The 22,635-nt window shown below is 57.5% G+C and carries 28 protein-coding genes, 1 tRNA gene and 1 riboswitch; of the genes, 10 read left to right on the forward strand and 19 right to left on the reverse strand.

The features are described from left to right. Positions 1–3: 3 nt before the first annotated feature. The 4 genes from arsB to AC2FID_RS10015 are packed head-to-tail and all read right to left on the reverse strand — an operon-like array spanning position 4 to position 4,113. Positions 4–1,026, reverse strand: a complete 1,023-nt coding sequence (gene arsB, locus AC2FID_RS10000; protein WP_496836622.1) for an ACR3 family arsenite efflux transporter — start codon at positions 1,024–1,026, stop codon at positions 4–6. Then, the gene (gene arsJ / locus AC2FID_RS10005; RefSeq protein ID WP_496836624.1) at positions 1,023–2,288 is read right to left on the reverse strand and encodes an organoarsenical effux MFS transporter ArsJ; all 1,266 of its coding nucleotides are present in this window, start codon (positions 2,286–2,288) and stop codon (positions 1,023–1,025) included. The genes arsB and arsJ overlap by 4 nt, the downstream gene beginning before the upstream one ends. Continuing rightward, complete coding sequence (locus tag AC2FID_RS10010) at positions 2,285–3,283, reverse strand: ArsJ-associated glyceraldehyde-3-phosphate dehydrogenase (protein WP_496755447.1); 999 nt, start codon at positions 3,281–3,283, stop codon at positions 2,285–2,287. Before AC2FID_RS10010 ends, arsJ begins: the two co-directional genes overlap by 4 nt. Further along, complete coding sequence (locus AC2FID_RS10015) at positions 3,280–4,113, reverse strand: arsenate reductase/protein-tyrosine-phosphatase family protein (RefSeq protein WP_496836626.1); 834 nt, start codon at positions 4,111–4,113, stop codon at positions 3,280–3,282. The genes AC2FID_RS10010 and AC2FID_RS10015 overlap by 4 nt, the downstream gene beginning before the upstream one ends. Positions 4,114–4,336: 223 nt before the next feature. On the opposite strand from AC2FID_RS10015, the gene AC2FID_RS10020 reads away from it, so the two are divergent. Both AC2FID_RS10020 and bfr read left to right on the forward strand, forming a co-directional pair. Beyond that, positions 4,337–4,412: transfer RNA gene (locus AC2FID_RS10020), tRNA-Thr, on the forward strand. A gap of 359 nt (positions 4,413–4,771) precedes the next feature. Continuing rightward, positions 4,772–5,257 carry a bacterioferritin gene (gene bfr, locus AC2FID_RS10025; protein WP_108860610.1) on the forward strand — a complete coding sequence of 162 codons (486 nt, stop codon included), beginning with the start codon at positions 4,772–4,774 and terminating at the stop codon, positions 5,255–5,257. Between the two features lie 78 nt (positions 5,258–5,335). On the opposite strand, the gene AC2FID_RS10030 is transcribed toward bfr, so the two are convergent. From AC2FID_RS10030 to AC2FID_RS10060, 7 genes are all read right to left on the reverse strand, one after another. Then, complete coding sequence (locus tag AC2FID_RS10030) at positions 5,336–5,770, reverse strand: hypothetical protein (protein ID WP_159090026.1); 435 nt, start codon at positions 5,768–5,770, stop codon at positions 5,336–5,338. Between the two features lie 213 nt (positions 5,771–5,983). Continuing rightward, a complete protein-coding gene (dxs, locus tag AC2FID_RS10035) occupies positions 5,984–7,912 on the reverse strand; it encodes a 1-deoxy-D-xylulose-5-phosphate synthase (protein WP_496836628.1) in 1,929 nt (642 codons plus the stop codon). A 14-nt stretch (positions 7,913–7,926) separates the two neighbouring features. Beyond that, entirely contained in the window at positions 7,927–8,793 is an 867-nt protein-coding gene (locus tag AC2FID_RS10040; RefSeq protein WP_496836630.1) for a polyprenyl synthetase family protein, read from the reverse strand. Next, the gene (locus AC2FID_RS10045; protein WP_058272726.1) at positions 8,794–9,036 is read right to left on the reverse strand and encodes an exodeoxyribonuclease VII small subunit; all 243 of its coding nucleotides are present in this window, start codon (positions 9,034–9,036) and stop codon (positions 8,794–8,796) included. It lies immediately after the preceding gene. Then, positions 9,033–9,959, reverse strand: a complete 927-nt coding sequence (locus AC2FID_RS10050; RefSeq protein ID WP_496836632.1) for a histone deacetylase family protein — start codon at positions 9,957–9,959, stop codon at positions 9,033–9,035. Before AC2FID_RS10050 ends, AC2FID_RS10045 begins: the two co-directional genes overlap by 4 nt. A 69-nt stretch (positions 9,960–10,028) precedes the next feature. Beyond that, positions 10,029–10,730: a response regulator gene (locus AC2FID_RS10055; RefSeq protein WP_058272724.1), complete on the reverse strand. Its 702-nt coding sequence runs from the start codon at positions 10,728–10,730 to the stop codon at positions 10,029–10,031. Next, positions 10,727–11,239 carry a MarR family winged helix-turn-helix transcriptional regulator gene (locus AC2FID_RS10060; protein WP_058272723.1) on the reverse strand — a complete coding sequence of 171 codons (513 nt, stop codon included), beginning with the start codon at positions 11,237–11,239 and terminating at the stop codon, positions 10,727–10,729. The genes AC2FID_RS10055 and AC2FID_RS10060 overlap by 4 nt, the downstream gene beginning before the upstream one ends. Before the next feature lie 158 nt (positions 11,240–11,397). On the opposite strand from AC2FID_RS10060, the gene AC2FID_RS10065 reads away from it, so the two are divergent. From AC2FID_RS10065 to AC2FID_RS10080, 4 genes are all read left to right on the forward strand, one after another. Next, complete coding sequence (locus tag AC2FID_RS10065; RefSeq protein ID WP_058272722.1) at positions 11,398–12,264, forward strand: branched-chain amino acid aminotransferase; 867 nt, start codon at positions 11,398–11,400, stop codon at positions 12,262–12,264. A 128-nt stretch (positions 12,265–12,392) separates the two neighbouring features. Next, positions 12,393–13,343 carry an AraC family transcriptional regulator gene (locus tag AC2FID_RS10070; RefSeq protein WP_496836635.1) on the forward strand — a complete coding sequence of 317 codons (951 nt, stop codon included), beginning with the start codon at positions 12,393–12,395 and terminating at the stop codon, positions 13,341–13,343. 109 nt (positions 13,344–13,452) lie between these two features. Then, positions 13,453–13,818, forward strand: coding sequence for an SPW repeat domain-containing protein (locus AC2FID_RS10075; protein WP_109313720.1), 366 nt, complete (start codon positions 13,453–13,455; stop codon positions 13,816–13,818). A 372-nt stretch (positions 13,819–14,190) separates the two neighbouring features. Beyond that, on the forward strand, positions 14,191–14,388 hold the full coding sequence (locus AC2FID_RS10080; protein ID WP_145975814.1) for a hypothetical protein: 198 nt from the start codon (positions 14,191–14,193) through the stop codon (positions 14,386–14,388). Between the two features lie 36 nt (positions 14,389–14,424). Here the strand turns inward: AC2FID_RS10080 and cobO are convergent, their stop codons facing one another. The 5 genes from cobO to AC2FID_RS10105 all read right to left on the reverse strand — a co-directional run bounded on the left by cobO (position 14,425) and on the right by AC2FID_RS10105 (position 18,343). Beyond that, on the reverse strand, positions 14,425–15,024 hold the full coding sequence (gene cobO, locus AC2FID_RS10085) for a cob(I)yrinic acid a,c-diamide adenosyltransferase (RefSeq protein ID WP_496836638.1): 600 nt from the start codon (positions 15,022–15,024) through the stop codon (positions 14,425–14,427). A 57-nt stretch (positions 15,025–15,081) separates the two neighbouring features. Next, positions 15,082–16,017, reverse strand: a complete 936-nt coding sequence (locus tag AC2FID_RS10090; protein ID WP_058272776.1) for a DMT family transporter — start codon at positions 16,015–16,017, stop codon at positions 15,082–15,084. Between the two features lie 44 nt (positions 16,018–16,061). After that, positions 16,062–16,724 (reverse strand): HD domain-containing protein, encoded by a 663-nt coding sequence (locus AC2FID_RS10095; RefSeq protein ID WP_496836640.1) that lies wholly within the window; start codon positions 16,722–16,724, stop codon positions 16,062–16,064. Beyond that, positions 16,708–17,808: a chorismate synthase gene (gene aroC / locus AC2FID_RS10100; protein WP_496836642.1), complete on the reverse strand. Its 1,101-nt coding sequence runs from the start codon at positions 17,806–17,808 to the stop codon at positions 16,708–16,710. Before aroC ends, AC2FID_RS10095 begins: the two co-directional genes overlap by 17 nt. A gap of 94 nt (positions 17,809–17,902) precedes the next feature. Then, positions 17,903–18,343: a 6,7-dimethyl-8-ribityllumazine synthase gene (locus AC2FID_RS10105; RefSeq protein WP_496836644.1), complete on the reverse strand. Its 441-nt coding sequence runs from the start codon at positions 18,341–18,343 to the stop codon at positions 17,903–17,905. Between the two features lie 72 nt (positions 18,344–18,415). Next, positions 18,416–18,563: riboswitch (FMN riboswitch) on the reverse strand. A 53-nt stretch (positions 18,564–18,616) separates the two neighbouring features. Here AC2FID_RS10105 and AC2FID_RS10110 point away from each other — a divergent pair. After that, positions 18,617–19,228, forward strand: coding sequence for an FMN-binding negative transcriptional regulator (locus tag AC2FID_RS10110; RefSeq protein ID WP_496836646.1), 612 nt, complete (start codon positions 18,617–18,619; stop codon positions 19,226–19,228). A gap of 74 nt (positions 19,229–19,302) precedes the next feature. Further along, entirely contained in the window at positions 19,303–19,911 is a 609-nt protein-coding gene (locus AC2FID_RS10115) for a glutathione S-transferase (RefSeq protein WP_496836648.1), read from the forward strand. Between the two features lie 52 nt (positions 19,912–19,963). Here AC2FID_RS10115 and AC2FID_RS10120 read toward each other — a convergent pair whose 3' ends face one another. From AC2FID_RS10120 to AC2FID_RS10130, 3 genes are all read right to left on the reverse strand, one after another. Next, positions 19,964–20,407 carry a c-type cytochrome gene (locus tag AC2FID_RS10120; RefSeq protein ID WP_496836650.1) on the reverse strand — a complete coding sequence of 148 codons (444 nt, stop codon included), beginning with the start codon at positions 20,405–20,407 and terminating at the stop codon, positions 19,964–19,966. 186 nt (positions 20,408–20,593) lie between these two features. Next, positions 20,594–21,127 (reverse strand): GNAT family N-acetyltransferase, encoded by a 534-nt coding sequence (locus tag AC2FID_RS10125; protein ID WP_496836652.1) that lies wholly within the window; start codon positions 21,125–21,127, stop codon positions 20,594–20,596. After that, positions 21,124–21,672, reverse strand: a complete 549-nt coding sequence (locus AC2FID_RS10130; RefSeq protein WP_496755437.1) for a helix-turn-helix domain-containing protein — start codon at positions 21,670–21,672, stop codon at positions 21,124–21,126. Before AC2FID_RS10130 ends, AC2FID_RS10125 begins: the two co-directional genes overlap by 4 nt. Between AC2FID_RS10130 and AC2FID_RS10135 the strand changes: the two genes are divergently transcribed. Beyond that, a complete protein-coding gene (locus tag AC2FID_RS10135; RefSeq protein ID WP_058279153.1) occupies positions 21,671–21,919 on the forward strand; it encodes a hypothetical protein in 249 nt (82 codons plus the stop codon). The genes AC2FID_RS10130 and AC2FID_RS10135 overlap by 2 nt on opposite strands. Positions 21,920–22,035: 116 nt before the next feature. After that, a complete protein-coding gene (gene petA, locus AC2FID_RS10140) occupies positions 22,036–22,620 on the forward strand; it encodes a ubiquinol-cytochrome c reductase iron-sulfur subunit (protein WP_058272711.1) in 585 nt (194 codons plus the stop codon). Positions 22,621–22,635 lie beyond the last annotated feature (15 nt).

Below are 22,635 nucleotides of genomic sequence, written 5' to 3' on the forward strand. Positions count from 1 at the left end.
AATTTATGTTGGCGCAGGTTCGGGGAACCGCGCGCGCGTTCGGTTTGCAAATGCCACCAACGACAGCATCACCGGGACCTCTACCAATACGCCGACCACAGTCGCCAGAGCCGCGCCCGAGTTCAGACCGAACAGGCTGATGGCCACAGCGACAGCCAGCTCAAAGAAATTGGACGTGCCAATCATTGCGCAGGGTGCGGCGATCCGGTGCGGCACCTTTAGGGCATAGGCTGCACCATAAGCCAGGGCAAAGATGCCGTAGCTCTGGATCAGAATGGGTACTGCGATCAGGACGATCACCAGCGGTTTGGCCAGAATGGTCTGTCCCTGCAAGCCAAACAGAATGACGACAGTGGCGATAAGGCCCATGACCGACCACGGTTTGACACGTGCGGAAAACGTGTCGATGGCCTGGGGCGATCCCAATGTACGGCGCGTTATCAGGCCGGCGATCAGCGGCAAAACGACATACAGCACAGTTGCCAGAACAAGTGTCTGCCATGGAACCTGAATGTCGGTCACACCCAACAGAAAGGCCACGATTGGGGCGAATGCCACCACCATGATCAGGTCGTTCACGGAAACCTGCACCAGCGTATAGGTCGCATCGCCCTTGGTCAGCTGAGACCAGACGAACACCATGGCGGTGCACGGTGCAGCACCCAGCAGGATCAGCCCGGCCGTATATTGAGCCGCGTCTTCAGGTTCGATCCATGGTGCAAAGACGTGCTCAAAGAACAGAACCGCCAGAAAGGCCATGGTGAACGGCTTAATCAGCCAGTTGACAACCAGCGTCACGATCAGCCCGCGTGGCTGGCGTGCAACGCCCGCCACTGCGCCGAAGTCGACGCCGACCATCATGGGGTAGACCATCGCCCAGATCAGCAAGGCCACGACCAGATTGACGCTGGCCACTTCGGCCGAGGCGATCAGTTGAACCAGGCCGGGTGCAACCAGTCCGATCAATACGCCGCCAACCATGGCCAGCGCGACCCAAACGGTCAGGTAGCGTTCGAAGATGCTCATGTATATGCCTCATTCGTCTGGTCGGTTAGTTTGCCGGATGTCAGGGCGGCCAGCGCGACCATAGCAGCAGCGGTGCCCAGAACCAGTGGAAGCCCGCCAATCTGATAGGTAAGTCCCGACAGGACAGTGCCGACCAGGCGGCCAGCCGCGTTGGCCATGTAGTAAAAGCCCACATCCATCGTCACACGCTCGGACTTGGTGAAGGCCAGGATGAGGTATGAATGCAGCGCCGAATTGACGGCGAAGATTGCCCCAAATGCCAATAGGCCCACAACCAGCGTAACGGTCAGCCATGTCTCGGGGCCGGATGAGAGAAGAACCGCGATGGTTAGGGTAGCAGGCACGCAAAACAGCGCCGCGGCCCAATTCTTGGCAGCGTGGATCAGATCCCCTTCCGAGCGTTCCTTTGCACGCAGGATTTTCGGCGCGCTGGCCTGAACAGCACCGTAAAGTATGACCCAAACGGCCATGAATGTACCGATCATGAAAAATGCGGCACGGTTGCCATCCTCGGTTCCGTCCGACAGCACCGCGTAGAAATAGATCGGTATGCCGACCACGAACCACACGTCCCGCGCCCCAAACAGGAAGACACGAGCGGCGGATAGCCAGTTCACATTGGCGGATTTTGAAAAGACCTCGGAGATTTTGGCGCCTTTGCGCCCTTTGGGCAGACCGGTCGGCATGAACAGGATGACGGCGACGAGGAATGCGGCAAGTATGATCGCCATTGCCAGAACAGCCCACATGAAGCCCACTGTCGCCAACAGTGCCGCCCCAAGCAGAAACCCAAACCCTTTCACAGCGTTCTTCGAGCCGGTCAAAATCGCGACCCAGCGAAACAACCCTCCGCCCTCGGTCGGGGCCAGCAGTTTGACGGCGGATTTTGAGGACATCTTGGCCAGGTCCTTTGCAACCCCACTGGCCCCTTGCACAATCATCACAAAGACAACTTTTACCGGGATCGCCCAATTAGGGTCTAGTTGCGTAAGAACCAGCAACGCTGCAATCTGCAGTGCCAGCCCTGCATAAAGCGTCGAGGTCAGCCCGAACCGCGCCGCGATCCAACCGGCGGCAAGGTTCGTGCCCATGCCGGCGATCTCATACAGAACAAACAGATATGCCAACTGAACCGGCGAGAATCCCATGCTATGAAAGTGCAGCAGCACCAGCATACGCAGGGCCCCGTCGGTCAGCATGAAGGCCCAATAGGCTGCTGTGACCGTGATATAGGCCGACATACCTTCGGGCCTTTGGGTCACAGCGATGCACCAACCATCAGGGCAACGTCGACCAGACGATGCGCGTAACCCATTTCATTGTCGTACCAGGCATAGATCTTCACCTGTGTCCCGTTCACCACCATGGTCGAGGGCGCATCCACAATCGAGGACCGTTCGTCGTTGGTGTAGTCGGTGGAAACCAGCGGCCGCGTCTCATAGCCAAGGATATCTTTCAACTCACCTTCGGCCGCGGCCTTGAAAAGCGCGTTGACCTCTTCGACTGTGGTTTCACGCTCAACCTCGAAGACGCAGTCGGTCAGCGAGGCATTCAGCAAGGGAACCCTCACCGCGTGGCCGTTCAGCCGCCCCTTGAGTTCCGGGTAGATCAGCGTGATTGCCGTGGCCGACCCGGTGGTGGTCGGGATCAGAGAGTTCAAAGCAGATCGCGCCCTGCGCAGATCTTTGGCGGGGCGGTCCACGATGGTTTGCGTGTTGGTCACGTCGTGAATTGTGGTCATCGACCCGTGGCGAATACCAAGGTTTTCGTGGATGACCTTGACCACTGGGGCCAGACAATTCGTGGTGCACGAGGCCGCCGTTACGATGCTGTGGACATCCGGATCATAAGTGGCCTCGTTCACGCCCATAACGATGTTGGCGGTCGGGCCATCTTTGACCGGGGCCGAGACAACAACCTTCTTAACACCCGCTTCGAAATAGGGGGCCAGCTTGGCCTGGGTCTTGAAAACACCGGTGCAGTCGATCACCACATCGACACCGTCCAGCGGTAGTTCCGCCAGATCTCTGGTGCCGATAAAGGGTAGGCGGGTGCCGTTGATCGTAACGCTGTCGGCGTCATGCACGAACGCGGCATCCCAGCGCCCATGAACAGTGTCAAACTCCAGCAGGTGCGCGTGCATTTCGGGATCGCCTATTGCGTCATTGATCCAGGCGATCTTTGCGCCTTTGTCGAGCAGCGGTTTCAAGGCCAGTTTCCCCATCCGGCCCAATCCGTTCACAGCATAAGTCGTCATTTCATGTCCTCAGTGGGCGTCCTGCCGATGTCATCAACAGCAGATTGCAGTGCGATCCGGTCGAGGCTTTCGACCGGCAAAGACGTAAAGGCCTCAATCCGGCGCTTGAGCGCGCCATATGCATGTTGAAATGCAAGGCTTCTTTCGGCATCCGTGCCCTCGGCCCTGACCGGGTCTGGCATGCCCCAATGGCCACTGATTGGCTGGCCTTCCCAAGCGGGGCATTCCTCATTCGCGGCCTTATTGCAGACCGTGAAGACGAAATCCATCTCGGGCGCGCCGGGGGTTGCAAATTCGGACATGTTCTTGGATCGCAGGATGGATGTGTCATGTCCTTTGTCGTCCAGAACTTGCACGGCCATCGGGTTGAGCTCGGATGTGGGTTGCGTGCCGGCCGAGAAAACGTTGAACCGTTCACCTCCCAGCGTGCGCAGCAGGGATTCCGCAAAAATCGACCGCGCAGAATTGCCCACACACAAAAACAAGACGTTGAATTTCCGATCTGTCGCCGCCTTATTTCCCTGAGCAAACGGCATGCAGATATCAGGGCGACCGCGACAGCAATCGACAATCAGATAGTCGAGCATCTGCTGCACGTTTTTCATTTCAATCGAATAGAGCAGAGATGTCCCGGAACGTTCCTGCTTGACCAGCCCGGAACGCTGAAGCGCGTTCAGATAGTTCGACAAGGTGCTGGCCTTCACGTCGAGCTCCGCCGCCAACTCGCCCGCCGGAACACTGTCAGGAAAACGTCGCATGAGCATGCGAAACACAAGGATACGCTGCGGATGACCCAGGATGGCCAATTGGTCTGTTATCTGTTCTATCATATTTCATGAAATATTAAAATAAGACAGCCCAGTCAACCGAAAATACATGGCCATCGAAGGTGCGCGTAAGCGTTGGAGCAGGCGTGATATTCTTGCTGGAGCGTGGTGATGGAATGGGCTTCAAGCGATCTGAGCTGCGGGAATCACCATCACACACCGGTAGGCGTCCGAGGATATCGAGACTTGCACGCATCTGCCCGAGGGTTTAAAGGAACCGTCGCTTGCCTCAATAGCTCAGCTGGTAGAGCAGGTCCTTCGTAAGGACAAGGTCGGGGGTTCGAGTCCCTCTTGAGGCACCACTTTCCCTTGGATAGTTAAGCTAAACTAGCGGCCTACCTCGTATCTCACTTTTGGTTTGATCCTGCGGGCTATCATCGGATGCTAGCGCAGCTCAATCTCCGTAGCTATTTGCCTGCGTGATTTTGATCCGCAAGGGCCATGCTTGCGATCGGTAAGCAGGTATCAGGGAATCGTATGTGCGGTGGAAAAACGCTTTCACGTGACGGGTTCTGATTCAAACGAGAATCGTCAGGAAATTTTCAATTACCTGTTTTAAAACAGATATTTGAAGGTTTTGGGTTAAGCTGCTCTGGTGGTAGCATTCAGCTTAAAAAGTTGTTTCCACGCCAATTCTTAGACAAAGCCAAGGAGTTTCATCATGAAAGGTGACAAAAAGGTAATTGAATACCTGAACAAAGCTCTGCGCCACGAACTAACAGCCGTCAGCCAATACTGGTTGCATTATCGCCTGCAAGACGATTGGGGCCTTGGCAGCATGGCCAAGAAAAGTCGAGAAGAATCCATTGAAGAGATGGAACACGCCGACAAACTGATCGAGCGGATCATTTTCCTGGAAGGTCATCCCAACCTGCAAAAACTTGATCCCCTGCGGATCGGCGAAAACCCCCGGGAAACGCTGGAATGCGATCTGGCGGCGGAACAAAGCGCGCGCGCGCTCTACAAAGAGGCGCGGGATGTCTGCAAAGAGGCAGGAGACTATGTCTCGATGGGATTGTTCGAAAGCCTGATGTCGGATGAAGAAGGTCATATCGACTTTCTGGAGACTCAGATCGAACTGTATGATCGCGTCGGACCCGAGCTTTTCGCGCAACTCAATGCAACCAAAATGGAAGATGCCGAATAGGTAGTCGTGTTGGCGACGATGGCCGCGGGCATAGGGTTTCCTATCAGCGGGTGGTTGCAGGATTAGGGCGTCGTTGCCCTAAGCACATTCCTGCACGCCGAGACCTATCAGGTACTCGCCGGTCACGAACAAAAGTTCATTTGGTCCGGCGAACCGCGCTTTGGACATAAACCAGTTTCTGACCGGGTTTGGGTAGTAGCTGGACAGTGACGCGCTTTTCCTGTCGAACTCATCTGCCGTCATTTTCTTTCGGTTCGAGCGATGGGGGCCATGAAAGCCAAAGATAGTCTCGGGCGAAACGCAAACTTCGTCCGCACCCAGCAGCATAGTGCAGCTAGAGTGGCAAAAATCTCCGATGATTTGAAACTGCGCGTTTGTCCGGTTGGCGATTTCGATCTGAACCATGCGATCCACAATCCGCCCACCCGGATCATTGCCAACCTGAATCTCTTTTGAACTTGCCGGCATACTCATCAGAACGAGCGTAGCCAACGCTGCTATCGTGTTTCTCATCCGCCCGCCTGCTCAAGGGTGGAGTTTTCGTTTTTCTTACCATTATCAGAAAAGCGGGCGTGCAGGAACGGCGCGCCGGGACGCAAGTGGTTTCTGTGTTCTGAAGGACTCACCCGAAACCGGATGAATTCGACGGCTTTCCGAAAATTACGCCAAAAACGCTGCTTACGGATTTTCAAACAACGGTGAAATTCAGTTGCCTAGCATCGTGCCTCAGGCGCGTTTTTCGCCGATGGTTGCTACACCCAGAACGGATAGCACTTTGGCCTCGATTTGCTCGGCATTCAGGCCCGCTACTGTATACATATCTGCGGGGTTGGCCTGGTCAATAAAGGTATCAGGCAGAACCATCGAGCGATACTTGAGACCCTGGTCAAAGACGCCTTCATCGGCCAAAAGTTGGGCAACATGGCTGCCAAAGCCGCCGATGGCACCTTCTTCAATGGTGATCAACGCCTCGTGGTTGGCGGCCAGATCCAAAATCAGGTCGTGGTCCAAGGGCTTGGCAAATCGAGCATCAGCGATAGTGGGGGTGATCCCACGCGCAGTCAAAGCTTCGGCCGCTTTCTGTACTTCGGCCAGCCGTGTCCCGAAGGACAACAGTGCGACCCGTGCGCCTTCTTGGATGATCCGGCCTTTGCCGATTTCCAGAACCTCGCCACGTTCCGGCAAGTCGACGCCGACACCTTCGCCGCGAGGATAGCGGAACGCAATCGGGCCTTCATTATGCGCGACAGCGGTGGCCACCATATGCACCAGCTCGGCCTCATCCGCTGCGGCCATGACCACGATGCCGGGCAGGTTGGACAAATAGGCGATATCGAACGACCCCGCATGGGTCGCGCCATCCGCGCCCACCAACCCTGCACGGTCGATCGCAAAACGAACCGGCAGGCGCTGAATGGCTACGTCATGCACGACTTGATCGTACCCACGCTGCAAAAACGTGGAATAAATTGCGCAGAAGGGCTTCATCCCGCCGGCGGCGAGAGCGGCGGCGAAGGTCACGCCGTGCTGTTCGGCAATCGCCACATCGAAACAGCGCGAGGGGTAGCGTTCCGCAAACAAGTTCAGCCCGGTGCCGTCGGGCATCGCAGCGGTGACAGCAACGATTTTGTCATCGCGCGCGGCCTCTTCAACCAGGGTCTTGCCAAAGACCGATGTGTAAGACGGTGCGTTTGAAGGTGCTTTCTTCTGCTCGCCCGTGACGACGTCGAACTTCGCTGTCGCATGGCCTTTGTCGCGGGCCTGCTCGGCTGGGGCATACCCCTTGCCCTTCTTTGTCAGCACATGAATGAGGATCGGGCCCGTGGCGCGGGCCTTGACCGTGCGCAGGACAGGCAACAGCTGATCCATATCGTGCCCGTCGATCGGACCTAGATAGGAAAAGCCCAGCTCCTCAAACAATGTGCCGCCCACGGCCATGCCCTTGAGCATTTCCTTGGCGCGCTTGGCGCCCTCGCGGAAGGGTTCCGGCAACAAAGACACTGCACCTTTGGCGGCGGCTTTCAGATCGTGGAATGGCTCTTCGGCGTAAATGCGCGACAGGTAATTGGACAGCGCGCCGACGGGCGGTGCGATGCTCATTTCATTGTCATTGAGAATGACGATCAGGCGTTTCTTCAGGTGTCCGGCGTTGTTCATCGCCTCAAAGGCCATGCCTGCAGACATTGAACCGTCACCGATCACGGCAATCGCGTCACCCAATCCCTCGGGCGTCACACCGCCCAGATCGCGCGCAACGGCAAACCCCAGCGCGGCACTGATCGAGGTTGAGCTGTGTGCTGCGCCAAACGGGTCATAGGGGCTTTCGCTGCGCTTGGTGAAGCCGCTCAGCCCGTCCTTCATGCGAAGCGTACGGATACGGTCGCGCCGTTCGGTCAGGATTTTGTGTGGATAGCACTGATGACCAACGTCCCAGATGATCTTGTCGCGCGGCGTGTCGAACACGGCGTGCAGGGCGGTCGTCAATTCGACCACGCCCAGACCCGCGCCCAGATGTCCACCGGTGACGGACACGGCCGATATTGTCTCGGTCCGCAATTCCTGCGCCACCTGATGCAACTGCGCGTCCGAAAACTGCTTGAGATCCGCAGGGCGGTTCACAAGGTCCAGTAGGGGCGTATTCGGGCGGTCAGACATGTGGCGTTCCTGGCTTAGCTGTCCCGGGCAATAACGAAGCGTGCCGCGTCCTTCAAGGTTTCAGCCTTGGCACCGTATCCATCCAGCGCGGCGCAGGCCTGATCAACCAATTCTGCGGCGCGGGATTTCGCGGCGTTCAGGCCCAAAAGCGAAACAAACGTGGCTTTGCCCGCCTGGGCGTCCTTTTGCAGTCGTTTGCCGGCCTTCTCGGCATCACCTTCAACATCCAGAATGTCATCAGCGATCTGAAAAGCAAGGCCAAGCGCCTGGGCATATTGGCGCAAGGGTTCGGGATCTGCCTGGGCCAAACGCGCACCGGCGCAGGCGGACCATTCAATCAGCGCACCGGTTTTGCCAGCCTGAAGCGTGGTGATCTGCTCCAGTGTCAGGGGCGCGGCCGCTGTTTCAGCCGCCATATCGAGCGCTTGCCCCAGCACCATTCCCTGCGCACCGCTTGCTTGGGCCAGGGTTAGAGCCAATTCAGCACGAATTTCTGCATTTCCGACCTCGGGCCGGGTGCACAGCTCAAAGGCCAGTGTCTGCAGGGCATCACCGGCCAGAACGGCGGTGCCTTCGTCCCACTTTACGTGCACGGTCGAACGTCCACGTCGCAGATCGTCATCGTCCATGCAGGGAAGGTCATCATGGACCAGAGAATAGGCGTGTAGGGCTTCGATGCCTGTCGCAGGCCAGATTGCCTGTGTTGAGTCGATGCCATGCATCCGCGCGCTTTCCAGAACCAGAAACCCGCGCAATCGCTTGCCGCCCTGGGTGGTGTAGGCCATCGCCCGGGTAACATCCAATTCGTCCAGCGCTCTCAGGACCAGATCGAACTGAGCCTGAATCCGCGCGGCATCCTGCGCCAGAATTTCCTTGAACATTTACTGACCTTCGACAGGCGTCGTCCCGGTTGGCTGCCCATTGGCATCCAAAGTAATGGCTGCGACCTTTTCTTCAGCCCGCTTCAATTCGTCTTCGCAGCGTTTCTTCAACGCGGCACCGCGCTCATACAGCGCAATGGACTGATCCAACGCCACGTCCCCACGCTCCAGCTGGCCGACAACGGCCTCAAGCTCTTTCATGGCTTGTTCGAATGTCATCTGATCAACAGGAGTATCGGTCATCGGGCTGCCTTCATCAGTTCTTCCACATGGGCACGAGTAGCCTCGGCAAGGGCGTTCAGATCATACCCGCCCTCCAAAGTCGAGACGATACGACCCTCACACAGCTCATCGGCGACCTTGCACAGCTCAGCCGTAACCCAGGCAAAATCGCCTGTGGACCAGTTCAAGTTGGCCAGCGGATCGTCCTGATGCGCATCAAAACCTGCCGAGATGATGATCAGTTCCGGCTTGAATGCGCGCAGTCTCGGGAAGGCTTGCGTTTCGTAAGCTGTCCGCATCTCGGTCCCACCAGTGCCGGGTGCCAGCGGGATGTTCAAAACGGTCTCATAAGCGCCGGTTTCATCCGGGCGCCCCGATCCGGGCCACAGCGGCATTTGCTGGCTGGTGATCACCAGTGCACGTCTTTCGTCCCACAGCAGATCCTGCGTGCCGTTTCCGTGGTGAACGTCGAAATCGACGACGGCTACGCGTTTCAATCCATGATGATCCAATGCGTGCTTGGCCGCCAGCGCGGCGTTTCCAAACAGGCAGAACCCCATTGCCGTTTCGGTTTCGGCATGGTGACCGGGCGGGCGGATGGCGCAAAACGCATTCGAGGCTTCTCCACCCAAAACCATATCTACCGCCCGCACAACCGCACCTGCAGCCCGGTAAGCCGCATCCACCGACCCCGGAGACATGAAGGTGTCGCCGTCAATCTGTTTAAAGCCATCGGATGGCCTGCTATTACGGATTTCACGGATATGGCTTTCCGGATGCACGCGCAGTAGGTCGTCATCCGCCGCCAAAGGGGCGGTTACACGTGTCAGTTCCAAGCCTTCTAACGCATGCAGAATATGCTCTAACCGCGCCACCCTCTCGGGGTGACCTTGCGGTGTCACGTGATCAAGGCAATCGGCGTGGGTCAAAAGGGCGGTTGTCATCGGGATCCCATCTTCATCTGGCCATAATTATCCTCGCCCAAGGCAAGAAAGCGCCGCGCCACGGCTGAATCAATCTGGTGCCAGCATATATCCGGCGCCGCGGACGGTCTGCAGGTAACGCGGCTGCTTGGGGTCCTGTTCGATTTTGCGGCGCAGACGGGTGATCTGAACGTCCACTGCGCGTTCCTGCGCCTGACCCTTGTCGCGGCCCAGATCTTCGACCAGTTTGGTTCGGCTGATCGGCTCTCCGGGCTGGGCCGAGAAAATCTTCATCAACTGGCTTTCGGTCGCCGTCAGGCGCACCGGGTCTTCGCCCTGCCACATCTCGCCACGCTCGATATCGTACCGGATCGGACCAAGATGCAGTATCTTCGCCGTCGCGTCCTGCGCAGGCGTTTCCGGCATCCGCCGCAGGATTGCATTGATCCGCAACAACAGCTCTTTTGGCTCGAACGGTTTGGCTAAGTAGTCATCCGCACCGGCCTCAAGCCCGGCAATGCGATGTTCGGTTTCGCCGCGCGCGGTCAAAAGCAGGATAGGAGTGGTATGGGTTTCGCGCAGCGCCTTGGTCAGGCTGACCCCATCCTCGCCGGGCATCATCACGTCCAGCACGATCATGTCGAAATCCAACCCCGAAAGCACCCGCCGTGCATGTGCTGCATCCCTTGCAGCCGTGACCAGAAATCCGTTCCGCATCAGAAACTTCTTCAACAGATCGCGAATGCGCTCGTCATCGTCGACGATCAGCAGATGGGCATCCATTTCGTTCATGAGGTGGTATCCCGCAGTTTCGTATAGGCATGACGCATATCAGCATCCATCATTGCTTCAAGCACTTTACGAAACCCCGACACAGCCTCGGGTCCCGCCTTTTTGTACGCCGCACGCATTCGAACGCGCTGGGCCTCAGACAGTTTGGCCTCTAGCGCCTTGCCCTGTTCTGTCAGAAATAGGTGTCTTTCGCGTTTGTCCACTGATCCGACCCGGCTTTCGACCAGACCGTCGTCGATCAACGTCCGCAAAACCCTGTTCAGAGACTGTTTTGTTACGCCCAGAATGGCCAGAAGGTTGTTGACAGTCGTACCCGGTGCGCGGTTGATGAAGTGGATTGCCCGGTGGTGCGCCCGTCCATAGGCCATTTCGGTCAGTATGCGATCAGGATCTGCGGTAAAGCCGCGATAGGCGAAAAACATCGCCTCGATCCCCTGCCGCAACTGTTCGTCGGTCAAAAACAACAGGCTCTCGCCACCAAAGGCTGGGGCGGGGCGGGTATCCGACATAGTATGCCTCATTCGTTACTCGACCCGAGTTTATGTCAGCGTTATTGACATTCCAAGAGTGGACGGGTATCGAATCGCAGTTTTTGCGCAACTTTATGTCCGATGTGGACTTAATTTACGCAATAATCGGAAATTGATCCCATGTCAGGAGGTTTCGCATGGCGGGGTATGATGATCGTGATGGCGTCATCTGGTTGGATGGCAAACTTGTGCCCTGGCGCGAAGCCAATGTGCATATCCTGTCCCACGCGATGCACTATGCGTCTTCGGTGTTCGAAGGTGAACGTGCTTATAACGGCAAGATTTTCAAAAGTCGCGAACATTCTGAGCGTTTGATTGCCTCGGCCGAAGCGCTGGACATGCCTATGCCCTATTCGGTGGATGACATCGAGGCCGCCAAGGACGAAGCGCTGAAAGCCAGCGGTCTGCAGGACGCCTATGTCCGCGCGCTGGTCTGGCGTGGCTCGGGGGAAGACATGGGTGTGGCATCAGCCAAGAACCCGGTCCGGATGGCCGTCGCCGTGTGGCCTTGGGGTGCCTATTATGGTGACGCCAAGATGCAGGGTGCCAAGCTGGATATCGCGGAATGGAAACGCCCCAGCCCGGAAACTATTCCGGTGCACGCCAAGGCGGCGGGTCTGTACATGATCTGCACCATCTCGAAGCATAAGGCCGAGGCCAAGGGCTGCTCGGACGCGCTGTTCATGGATTGGCGCGGTTACGTGGCCGAGGCGACCGGTGCGAATGTGTTCTTCGTGAAAGATGGTGAAGTTCATACGCCCCTGGCCGATTGCTTCCTGAACGGGATCACCCGTCAGACCGTCATTCAGATGCTGAAAGACAAAGGTATCACCGTCCACGAGCGCCGCATCAAGCCCGAGGAAATGGCCGATTTCGAACAGTGCTGGCTGACCGGCACCGCAGCCGAGGTGACCCCGGTGGGACAGATCGGCGATTATACGTTTGAGGTCGGAGACCTGACCCGCGAGATCGCCGCCGATTATGAGGCGCTTGTGCGCGCCTGATAACTCTCAGATGCATTGAAAGAAGCCCTCGCGCTTTCGCGGGGGCTTTTTCATTGCCGCACGTTCAAGAATCTTTGCAGATCGTTCACATAGCTGGACGAACGCGCGGCCGCGTCTATCTTAATTCAATGTTGGATCTGCTTAGCGATATTCTCACCCGCCTGTCCTTGAAGGGCACATTCTACTTTCGAACCTCTTTCACGCCGCCCTTTGGTATACAGGTGCCGGCCTATCAAAATGTGGCCAGATTTCACTTTGTACAACGCGGAGAGTTGAAAGTTTCTGTCTCTAACACAGGGCAAACCCTGCGATTGAAGCAAGGCGATCTGATCGTGATCCCGCACGGATCAGCCCATGCGTTATTGTGCAATGAGGTTCAACCGCTGGATGCCCTGCCGCTTGAACACGTATTGGAAGAGGCCGGGTACAAGGGCGACGGGGTTCTGATTTATGGCGGCGAAGACAAAAGCCGCGATACGCAATTGATCTGCGGTCATTTCTCTTTCACCGGGCCGCCGGGGCGACAGGGAACAGGGCATATGCTGATTGATCGGCTTCCCCCATACATCCTGATCGAAAACTATGGCGAGGAAGCCGGAGCCTGGATCGAAGCCACCCTGCGTATGATCGGGTCCGAGATCAACGGCGCGCGGATCGGTGGTGACCTTATAGCGCTGAAACTGTCCGAGGTCCTGTTCGCGCAGGCCATCCGGGCCCATCTTGAACATCAAAGCCCCAGCGACACCGCGCTTGCCGGGTTTGCTGATTCCCGCATTTCGCGTGCATTGACTGCGTTTCATCATTCGCCCGCGCAAGAGTGGAGCGTCGAGTCTTTGGCACGTGAGGCCGGAATGTCTCGCACTGCGTTCGCACAGCTATTCGCAGACAAGATGGGGACAACGCCCATGCAGTATCTGACCGATTGGCGGATGCAGATTGCGTGTCACGGATTGACTGAGGCCCGCTGGAACGTGGCCGATGCCGCGGCCGAGGTCGGCTATGCTTCGGAAGCCGCCTTTTCGCGGGTGTTCAAAAAGCAGGTTGGCGTATCGCCAGCCGCCTATCGATCAATGCACTGATCGAATTGAAACTCTGGACGATCTGCAACGTTTCACGAACGATCCAGAATTAAACGTTCTGAGTTCCTTTCCTAGTTTGAGGTCATCCCATATCAGGAAAGGAACTCTCATGTCTCTCCGCTTTGTCACCCGCAATATTCACGCTTATCTGGACTATCCTGTTGCCATTGCGCTGATGGGGTTGCCCTTTTTGCTTGGACTGGGGCAATCCAACCCGATGGCGTTGTGGCTGTCGGTGGTCACCGGCGTCGCGGCGTTTGTTTTGACGGTGTTGACGGATCACCATTTGGGGATCTGGCGCGTTCTTCCCTACAACTTTCACTTGGCGGTCGATCTTCTGGTCGGCGTTGTTTTCCTGGCCGCGCCCAGCCTTTTTGGGTTTTCGGGAATGGATGCGATCTTTTACTGGCTGAACGGGGCAGCGGTGGTCGCCGTCATCTCGCTTAGCGCGCCAGAGCAGGGTGTTACTGCTTGAACCTGACGCAGATTGGGCTCACCGCAACAACATGAACGTCCAAAATCCCAGAGCCGCTTGTCTCACCGACAGACGGCTCGCTGTTCTGTTTATTGCGCCGAGTACCGGCAAATGTGACCCTAAAAAGGAGATTTTAGGAAAATGGTTTTCTCAAAACGCCTGAAGTAACTCCGTTCCAAGCCGATCAACTGTGGGGCTATCCAGGAAGTGTTATTTTGATCTTGCAAATTCCGACAAAAATAATCAGATAAAGATCAAGGCCAGATGTGTTAGCATCCAGCACGGGGTTTCGAGGCGGTCTGCGGGCTTAGCGTATAGCCTGGTGAGAGCGCGCCACCGCCTCGGAAACGACACGCGCAACAGGAAATGACGATGGGTGACCCACTTGATGAAATCATGGCACGGCACGAAGCGGCCACCGCTTGCGGATGTTGCTGTGACGACGATTATTGCGCCTATGTCGACAAACCCAAGGCGGCCCAAGGTGACAGGGCTGAACAACCGTTGCCGGATAGCGCCGCGTGTCGACGCGGGTCAGTTAGGTTTCTCAACGAAAACCCGCCAGCTTAACAGCCCCTGAGGGGGGGGCTGTTAAGACCCTGATGCTCAGAAATCCACGCCGCGCTGGGCTTTGATTCCGGCCTGAAACGGATGCTTTTCCTCGGTCATCTCGGTGACCAGATCGGCATAGTCCCGCAACGCCTGCGGTGCGTCCCGACCCGTCAGGAACACGCTGGTCTTGTCAGACCGTTCTTTCAGCCCATCGATCACCTGTTCAACCGACAGGTATTCGTACCGAAGCGCGATGTTGATCTCGTCCAGTACGATCAGATCGTATTCGCCGCTGGACATGAGGGCACGCGCCTTGTCGAAGGCGGCGTTTGCAGCGGCGATGTCGCGTTCACGGTCCTGAGTGTCCCAGGTGAAACCTTCGCCCATCGTGTGCCATGTCACTAGATCGCGTTCTTCGAAAAAGCGACGTTCGCCGGTTTTCCACTTGCCTTTGATGAATTGAACAACGCCGACCTTCTGGCCCCAACCCAGCGCACGGACCACGACCCCGAACGCGGCCGAGGACTTACCCTTACCCTTGCCAGTGTTGATCAGCACCAGCCCGCGGTCGGGATCAACTGCCTCGGACACTTTCTTGCGGTGCTGGGCCTGCACCTTTTGCATCTTTTCCTTGTGGTCCTGTGCGTCGCTCATGGGAAACCCTCATCTTGTGTTGGGCACACCCTAGGGGAAGTTCTGCAAAGGTAAAGGTCAGGCTTTGGGATCCGTGACCGCGCGTGCCTTGCCGCGCTCCAAGCCCAGTTGATGTTCGCGCCAGATCACCACGACGTTACCGACAATCACCAGCGCCGCTCCGGCCAGCATGACCAGCGTTGGCAGTTCACTGAACCAGACATAGCCAATGACGATGGCAAACAGCATCGAGGTGTAATCATAGGGCGCCAGCATCGAAGCCTGCCCAAACCGATAGGACGAAGTCACTAGAATCTGCGCCACACCTCCGATCAGACCAGCCAGAATCAAAAAGCCTGCCTGTTCCCATGTGGGCATGACCCACCCCCAAAAAATAGTCAGCCCGGACAGGATGGTCGCCGTCATCGAGAAATAGAAGACAATGGCCGCAGGATGGTCGACCTGCACCAGCTGCCGGATGTGGATCTGCACAAAGGCCCTGGCAACGGTCGCACCCAGAATACACAATGCGCCGAAGGTGGCAGCAGCTTCCATGTTGTTGCCACCCAGTCTGGGCCAGATCATGATCAGGACACCCAAAAGCCCGATGGACACAGCCGCGATTCTGATCTTACGGATGCGTTCGCCTAACATCACCGCGGCAAGGATCAGGGTGAAAATCGGGGTGGCATAGCCAATCGCCGTCGCTTCGGGCAGCGGGATCAAGCCAAGGCCGGTAAATGTAAGCCCCATCGCCGTGGTGCCCAACACGCCGCGCCAGAAATGACCCGAAGGTTTGCGGGCTTTGAACCCTTGCGCCAATTCTCCGCGCGCCATCAGCCAGATGACAATCACCGGAATGGCAAAAAGGGACCGGAAAAACACCATCTCGCCAGGTGGGAAGTGATCGGACTGCGCTTTGACAATCGCCGCCATGACCGTGAACAAAAACACCGCGCTCGTTTTCAGAGCGACGGCCAGCAAAGGTCGATGCGATGTTAAGGGTTTTGCCATCGGCGCGAACCTGCGCTTTTGGCGGGGAAAGATCAACGCGTCGTTTACAGATTCGTCCAATCGGTCGGCAGTGGGCTGCCGATCTCTTGCGCGAACTCTTCCAGAAAGCGGATCATGCGTGCGATTCTGCGCTGCGCGATCTCTTTGCCACCCTCGGTCAGCATATCGCCAGGAAGGCCCAGTAGTTTGACCTTCCAGTGGTCGATTGAAAAATGCAGGTCGTCCAGCGGACGGCTGGCAGCAAAGGGATCTGCCGGGTCATAAAGCGACCGTCCCAAAGCACCGGAGACCGAGAAATTCCGGGCAACTCCAATCGCGCCCAGCGCGTCCAGCCTGTCGGCATCGCGCAGAATGCAGGCTTCGAGCGTTTCCGGCGTGATGTTGGCCGAAAAACTATGTGCCTCGATAGCATGTTTGATTGCGTGGATCTGACCTGCAGAATAGCCTAAGTTTACCAAAATAGACTCTGATTCTTCGGCCGATCGGCGCGATGCCAAATGGCGGTCTGGGTCGTCCTTGGACAAATTTACCAGATCATGCAGATAAGCGGCGGCCAGCAGCACCGGCATGTCGGTCTGGTCGTTTGCAATGGCCTGCGCGTTTACCCAGACCCGGTCCAGATGGGCCAGATCATGCGCCGGGTCGGTTTCCATACGCTGCGCAACGACGGCCCGCAGGCGCGTGCGCAGATCAGCCGATCCGTCCACGGTTCTCTCCGATCTGGCCGCGATGCAGCAGCAGGTGGTCGAGGATCACGCAAGCCATCATCGCCTCACCCACCGGAACGGCGCGGATGCCTACGCAGGGGTCGTGACGGCCCTTGGTGATGATCTCGGTCTCTTCACCGGATTTGGTGATGGTTTTGCGTGTGGTCAGAATGGATGAGGTAGGCTTGACAGCAAACCGCACCACAATGTCCTGCCCAGTTGAAATCCCGCCCAAGATACCGCCCGCGTGGTTCGAGCTGTATTGCGGGCCGTTCTGGCCCATGAAAATCTCGTCCGCATTGGCTTCGCCCGTCAGTTCGGCAGCGGCCATGCCTTCGCCGATCTCGACACCTTTGACGGCGTTGATGGACATCATCGCAGCGGCCAAATCAGTGTCTAACTTGGCGTAAACCGGCGCGCCGATGCCTGCGGGGACACCGCGGGCCACAACCTCGACAATCGCACCAACCGAGTTCCCGGATTTGCGCAATTCGTCCAGATAGTTGGCCCAGTCTTCGGCGGCTTGTGCGTCCGGGGTCCAGAACGGGTTCTGTTCGATCTGGGACCAGTCGAAATTGCCCCGGTCAATCTTGTGCGGGCCGATCTGGGTCATGTATCCGGTAATCTGCACATTGGGCGCGATTTGCCTGATCGCTTCTCGCGCAAGCCCGCCTGCGGCCACACGCGACGCAGTTTCACGGGCCGAACTGCGCCCGCCGCCGCGATAATCGCGGATGCCGTACTTCTGCCAGTAGGTGATATCGGCGTGCCCGGGACGGAACTTGTCCATGATATCACCGTAGTCTTTCGAGCGCTGATCCGTGTTCTCGATCATCAGCTGCACCGGTGTGCCCGTGGTTTGCCCTTCGAACACGCCCGACAGGATTTTGACCTGATCTGGCTCGCGCCGCTGGGTGGTGAACTTGTTCTGACCCGGTTTGCGCTTGTCCAGCCATTGCTGAATCATCGCCTCGTCGATCGTAACACCCGGAGGGCAGCCATCGACGGTCGCACCCAATGCGGGCCCGTGGCTTTCACCCCAGGTGGTGACGCGGAAAAGGTGGCCAAAACTGTTCATCGACATGGGGCATGCTCCTTTGCGCGTCGTGATTAGCGGGCAAGGCCCTTGGCCTCAAGCGGATTTGCGGTTGGGGCAGGGGAACCCCAACCAGCTGTGCCTATGCGGCACGGGTCAGCGACGCACGCGTTTGGGTGATCTTCAGGGCCGCCTGCGCAGCCTCGCGACCCTTTTCGACAAAATGCGCGCGGTAGATGGCATTGTGGTGATCGGTTTCCTGATACTGGTGCGGCGTCAGCGAGACTGACAGTACCGGAACACCGGTGTCCATACTGGCGCGCATCAACCCATCGACTACGGCTTGCGCGACGAAATCGTGCCGGTATATGCCGCCATCCACGACAAACGCCGCGCAGGCGACCGCGGCATAGCGCCCGGTTTGGGCCAGATCGCGGGCCAGCAGCGGCATTTCGAATGCGCCGGGGACGTCGAAAACGTCAACCTTTTCGGCGGGGACAATCTCCAGAAACCCTTCGAAAGCCTGGTCAACGATATCGGAATGCCAGTTGGCTTTCACAAAAGCATAGCGGGTGTGTGTCATCATGATCTCCTTTCGCAACAGACACGTCACCCAAGGCGATCACGGGCAGGCGCAAGCCAGGGCCGACGCGCTGCACGTTCTCTTTCATCCGGACTATAACCGTCGGCTCTGGCATCTCACCAGATCTGCTGACACCCCGCACACCGGGGCCGCTCGCGGGCTTACGGATCATCGCCCGCATACCGCCGGTGGGGAATTTCACCCCGCCCTGAGAACGGGCGGACCTTGCCAAGGTGCGGCCGGTTCTGCAAGAGATTTTGCAGGAGGACAGCCATGCATCCCAATCCAGCCTTCCGCGCAGAAGAGACCGAGCGCCACGTTACCTTTGCGCGTGACCGCGCGTTCGGGGTTCTTGCGGTGTCGACGGATGAAGCGCCGTTGATTAGCCACGTGCCGTTTCTGCCGTCTGAGGATGGCGCGCTGGCCGAGCTGCATCTTGTCAGATCCAACCCGATCGTCCGCATGCTGAAAGAGCCTAAACCGGCAAGAATCGCCGTCACCGGACCAGACGGATATGTATCGCCGGATTGGTTCGGGATCGCCGACCAGGTTCCGACATGGAACTATGTCGCTGTGCATCTGATCGGTCAGTTAGAACAGCGGCCGCACGCGGAGTTGCTGGACCTGTTGAACCGCCAGTCCGCCTTTTATGAGGCACGCTTGCTGCCTAAACCGCCTTGGACGACCGGCAAGATGAGCCAGGACGCGTTGGATAAGATGATGCGCATGATCGTGCCGTTTCGGTTTCGCATTGACGACATTCAAGGCACCTGGAAGCTAAACCAGAACAAGCCCGATGCAGCCCGCCTGAGCGCGTCAGAACATATCGCAAACGACGGGATCGGGTCCGAGCTTGATGCTCTGCAAAAGTTGATGAGAGGGTGAGGTTGGCGCACCAATTGACGGGTTTTGTTTTGCATTGGGTGATGTAGAGTTCCGGCAATTCAGGGAGATCTCTTATGAAACTCTATTTTAGTCCCACTTCGCCCTATGTCCGTAAGGTTATGGTTTTGTTGCATGAAACAGACCAGTTGCAGGATGTCGAACTGCTGAACGTTGCGACAACGCCAATGTCCCCGGCCGAGCCGCTATTGGCCAAGGCTCCGCTGACAAAGGTGCCCGCGTTAGAGCGCCCAGATGGACCGACCCTGTTCGATAGCCGTGTTATCTGTGCGTTTCTGGACGCGCGCGGGCAGGCCGGTCTTTATCAGGACGGTGCCCGGCATTGGGATGTGATGACGCTTGAGGCGCTGGCGGATGGTATTCTGGATGCGGCGTTGCTGATCACCTATGAGGCTCGGATGCGGCCCGAAGATAAGCAATGGGAGGGCTGGGCCGATGCGCAATGGGACAAGATAGAACGCGCCTGCGCCGCGTTGAACCAACGGTGGATGGCGCATCTGTCCGGACCGTTGGATATGGGGCAGGTCGCAGTGGCCTGCGCGCTGGGCTATGTCGATTTCCGCCACGATGCGCGCGGGTGGCGCAAGGGAAATGACGCGCTGGCCGCTTGGTACGAGAAGTTTGTCGAACGCCCCAGCATGGTCGCAACGCAACCGCCGGCCTGATCGGGGATCAATGCGCTGGTCGCTCTGACGGCAGAACGACCAGCGACAGACATCATTCGTTGAACGTCGCCAGATAGGCCGCGATGTCATCGGCGCCCTTTTTCAGTTTGACGCTCATGTTTGGGCGCGCGGTTTCGTCATCCAGATATTCCTGAATAAATGCGATCGGGTTTTTGGAATACGTGGCGATATTCTCTTGCGTCCAGACCAGCCCTTCCTGGCCCGCCCGGATCATGTCGTCGGTGAACATTCCGATGGGCAAACGCTCGCTTCCGTTCAGGTAATCTGACTCGGTTCCGGCGATGCGACCGACGACGCCGTAAAGATTCGGGCCAGTGATGCCGCCTTTGACCAGAACTTGGCCATCTTTGATGATCGCGTGGCAAGAAGAGCAGCGATTGTAGAGTTTTTCGCCTTTCGCCGGATCACCGGCCGCTATCGCCTGAAAGGGCACGGTCAGTGCGAGGATCAGGGTTGTTGCAAAGAGCTTTGACATGAGGGACGTCCTGCAGAGATTGGGATTTCCCGCCTTTCGATCATTTGCGTCCAAAGTTCAATCGAAATCAACCACGACTAAGCCTTTGTAAAATATCTATTTTTAACTCAGAATTTCTACATTTATATACCTTGCAGAAGCGGCGCGTCTTGCTATGTCGGGTGTCACCGTGAATTCGAGCTTAAGTCAAAGGTATCGGTACATATAGGTCGTTGCGTGACGGGATTTTCCGTTCGGGTCGAATGCGAAATCGGGGATGACACCTGCCGGTTTGAACCCGACAGACCTGTAAAGGGATTCCGAGACGTCTCCGGTGCGCGTGTCTAGTGTGATGAGTGTCTTCCCGGCTTCTTGTGCGGATTTCAGGGCCTCTTGCATCAGGGCCTTGCCCAAACCGCGACGTCTGGCATCAGGGTGAACGATCATCTTCGAGATTTCTGCCCGGTGGGGCTGATTTGGGGGCACGGCAAGCAACAGCTGGACCGTACCGATCATGCGACGCTGATAAAATGCGCCAAACAAGTGCCGCGCGCCTGTTTCAATGGCGGGTTTGACGTCATCCGTCCAGAATCGCGCGGCGCTGTCATGGTCGAGCGGCATCATGAAGCTGATCGCGGCACCGTCGGCAACGCTGTCAACAAGCGTGCGGCATAGATATGTCAGATTGTTGTCGATATCCGTCGGGGTAAGGCGGAAGACGTTGGGTGTCTGAACGGTCATGACAATGCGATCACGTAAGTGCAGGGACTATGGGTCGTTTCAAATACGGTTTCGCCAAATAAAATATACCGCAGGCAATCCCCTTGTCGAAGGTCATAAGCTTTCCTCTCGACCGTGATTTCGATCTGCCCGGACAAGACATACAGGTGATGCTCTTGCCCCGGCACTGCGGGTGCATCATAGGCGATGCGCTGCCGCGCGGTCAGGGTTCCTTCGATCAATTCAACCGAAAGGTGCCCACTGGGCGGCGAAACGCTGCGACGTTGAAACGCGCGCCCACGATCCGTCCAGAACGGCTGGTCGTGCCGCCGGACGATCGGTTGGAAACTTTGCTCCAACGGGGTAAGTAGCTGAGAGATCGGTACTGCATAAACCGTTGCCAGACGGCTTAGCGTCTCGGCGGTCGGGCTGACTTCGTTTTTCTCGATCCGCGACAGGGTGGCGCGACTTAGACCGGTTCTTCCAGCCAAAGTATCGAGGGTCATGCCGTGCTGCTCTCGCAATCCGCGCAAATGCGTGGCCAGTTTGTCAGAGGTGGCTTCCATGGAATTTCTCATATACGGAAATATTCCCGAATATGACGAAAAGTTCAAGATGGGCGGATCGGCATTCTGTAAAACCTTTTGGGGCTGGGTCGGTTCTGCACCGTTCTATCCCGCCGAAGCGAATCGAATCACATTTGGAAAAGCCGGAGGACCGGAGTGTTTTTGCCAAAAAACAGGTCCGTATCTTGAAACTTTCGCCCCTCGTTGTGACATGAATGCCCTGTTGTGGCGCACTGCGCGCCTATGACCGCTGGACGAACCGAATTCTCCCGGATAGATAGCCGCGATGAGACGCCGCTTTGATGCGGTGCTGATGCATGTTTGCTCGGGTTACCCCCGGGCGCCGGAATCGGAGAAAACCTCGTGTCCCACGCAGAAGACCACGAAGGCACCCGCAGAGATTTCCTCTACTACGTCGCAGGCGGCGCAGGTGTCGTCGCGACGGGTGCAGCCGTATGGCCCCTGATCAATCAAATGAACCCATCGGCAGACGTTCAGGCGCTGTCCTCGATCCGCGTGGATGTGAGCGGCGTTGAGCCAGGTACGCAGCTGACCGTGAAATGGCTGGGTAAACCTGTGTTTGTCCGCCACCGCACAGGTGCCGAAATTCAAGAAGCGCAGGAACAGGACGCCGAAGGCGTTGATGCACTGCCTGATCCGCTGGCCCGCAACTCCAACCTGAACGCGGATGCTCCGGCAACCGACGCCAACCGCGTGATGCCGTCGCCCGAGGGCGAAGCGCCGGGCGCGTGGATCGTTCAGATGGGCGTATGTACGCACCTTGGCTGTGTGCCGCTGGGCGATGCTGGCGACTTTGGTGGCTGGTTCTGCCCCTGCCACGGATCGCACTACGATCTGGCCGGACGTATCCGCAAGGGTCCCGCACCTGAAAACCTGCCCGTTCCGCCCGCTGAGTGGACCGACGCCAGCACCATCAAACTCGGCTAAGGGAGACCCAAACTT

Source organism: Ruegeria sp. CDSC068 (genome assembly GCF_059610545.1).

Bases quoted from the DNA above. Each gene is read 5' to 3' on its own strand.
- cobO (WP_496836638.1), bottom strand. From the start codon at position 15,024: ATGAGCGACGCACAGGACCACAAGGAAAAGATGCAAAAGGTGCAGGCC.
- AC2FID_RS10010 (WP_496755447.1), bottom strand. From the start codon at position 3,283: ATGACGACTTATGCTGTGAACGGATTGGGCCGGATGGGGAAACTGGCC.
- AC2FID_RS10050 (WP_496836632.1), bottom strand. From the start codon at position 9,959: ATGACAACCGCCCTTTTGACCCACGCCGATTGCCTTGATCACGTGACA.
- aroC (WP_496836642.1), bottom strand. From the start codon at position 17,808: ATGTCGATGAACAGTTTTGGCCACCTTTTCCGCGTCACCACCTGGGGT.
- AC2FID_RS10055 (WP_058272724.1), bottom strand. From the start codon at position 10,730: ATGAACGAAATGGATGCCCATCTGCTGATCGTCGACGATGACGAGCGC.
- AC2FID_RS10130 (WP_496755437.1), bottom strand. From the start codon at position 21,672: ATGGAAGCCACCTCTGACAAACTGGCCACGCATTTGCGCGGATTGCGA.
- AC2FID_RS10135 (WP_058279153.1), top strand. From the start codon at position 21,671: ATGGAATTTCTCATATACGGAAATATTCCCGAATATGACGAAAAGTTC.
- AC2FID_RS10015 (WP_496836626.1), bottom strand. From the start codon at position 4,113: ATGATAGAACAGATAACAGACCAATTGGCCATCCTGGGTCATCCGCAG.
- AC2FID_RS10080 (WP_145975814.1), top strand. From the start codon at position 14,191: ATGGGTGACCCACTTGATGAAATCATGGCACGGCACGAAGCGGCCACC.
- bfr (WP_108860610.1), top strand. From the start codon at position 4,772: ATGAAAGGTGACAAAAAGGTAATTGAATACCTGAACAAAGCTCTGCGC.
- AC2FID_RS10060 (WP_058272723.1), bottom strand. From the start codon at position 11,239: ATGTCGGATACCCGCCCCGCCCCAGCCTTTGGTGGCGAGAGCCTGTTG.
- AC2FID_RS10040 (WP_496836630.1), bottom strand. From the start codon at position 8,793: ATGTTCAAGGAAATTCTGGCGCAGGATGCCGCGCGGATTCAGGCTCAG.
- AC2FID_RS10105 (WP_496836644.1), bottom strand. From the start codon at position 18,343: ATGACACACACCCGCTATGCTTTTGTGAAAGCCAACTGGCATTCCGAT.
- arsB (WP_496836622.1), bottom strand. From the start codon at position 1,026: ATGAGCATCTTCGAACGCTACCTGACCGTTTGGGTCGCGCTGGCCATG.
- AC2FID_RS10070 (WP_496836635.1), top strand. From the start codon at position 12,393: ATGTTGGATCTGCTTAGCGATATTCTCACCCGCCTGTCCTTGAAGGGC.
- AC2FID_RS10045 (WP_058272726.1), bottom strand. From the start codon at position 9,036: ATGACCGATACTCCTGTTGATCAGATGACATTCGAACAAGCCATGAAA.
- AC2FID_RS10030 (WP_159090026.1), bottom strand. From the start codon at position 5,770: ATGAGAAACACGATAGCAGCGTTGGCTACGCTCGTTCTGATGAGTATG.
- AC2FID_RS10110 (WP_496836646.1), top strand. From the start codon at position 18,617: ATGCATCCCAATCCAGCCTTCCGCGCAGAAGAGACCGAGCGCCACGTT.
- AC2FID_RS10075 (WP_109313720.1), top strand. From the start codon at position 13,453: ATGTCTCTCCGCTTTGTCACCCGCAATATTCACGCTTATCTGGACTAT.
- AC2FID_RS10125 (WP_496836652.1), bottom strand. From the start codon at position 21,127: ATGACCGTTCAGACACCCAACGTCTTCCGCCTTACCCCGACGGATATC.
- AC2FID_RS10120 (WP_496836650.1), bottom strand. From the start codon at position 20,407: ATGTCAAAGCTCTTTGCAACAACCCTGATCCTCGCACTGACCGTGCCC.
- AC2FID_RS10090 (WP_058272776.1), bottom strand. From the start codon at position 16,017: ATGGCAAAACCCTTAACATCGCATCGACCTTTGCTGGCCGTCGCTCTG.
- AC2FID_RS10065 (WP_058272722.1), top strand. From the start codon at position 11,398: ATGGCGGGGTATGATGATCGTGATGGCGTCATCTGGTTGGATGGCAAA.
- AC2FID_RS10115 (WP_496836648.1), top strand. From the start codon at position 19,303: ATGAAACTCTATTTTAGTCCCACTTCGCCCTATGTCCGTAAGGTTATG.
- dxs (WP_496836628.1), bottom strand. From the start codon at position 7,912: ATGTCTGACCGCCCGAATACGCCCCTACTGGACCTTGTGAACCGCCCT.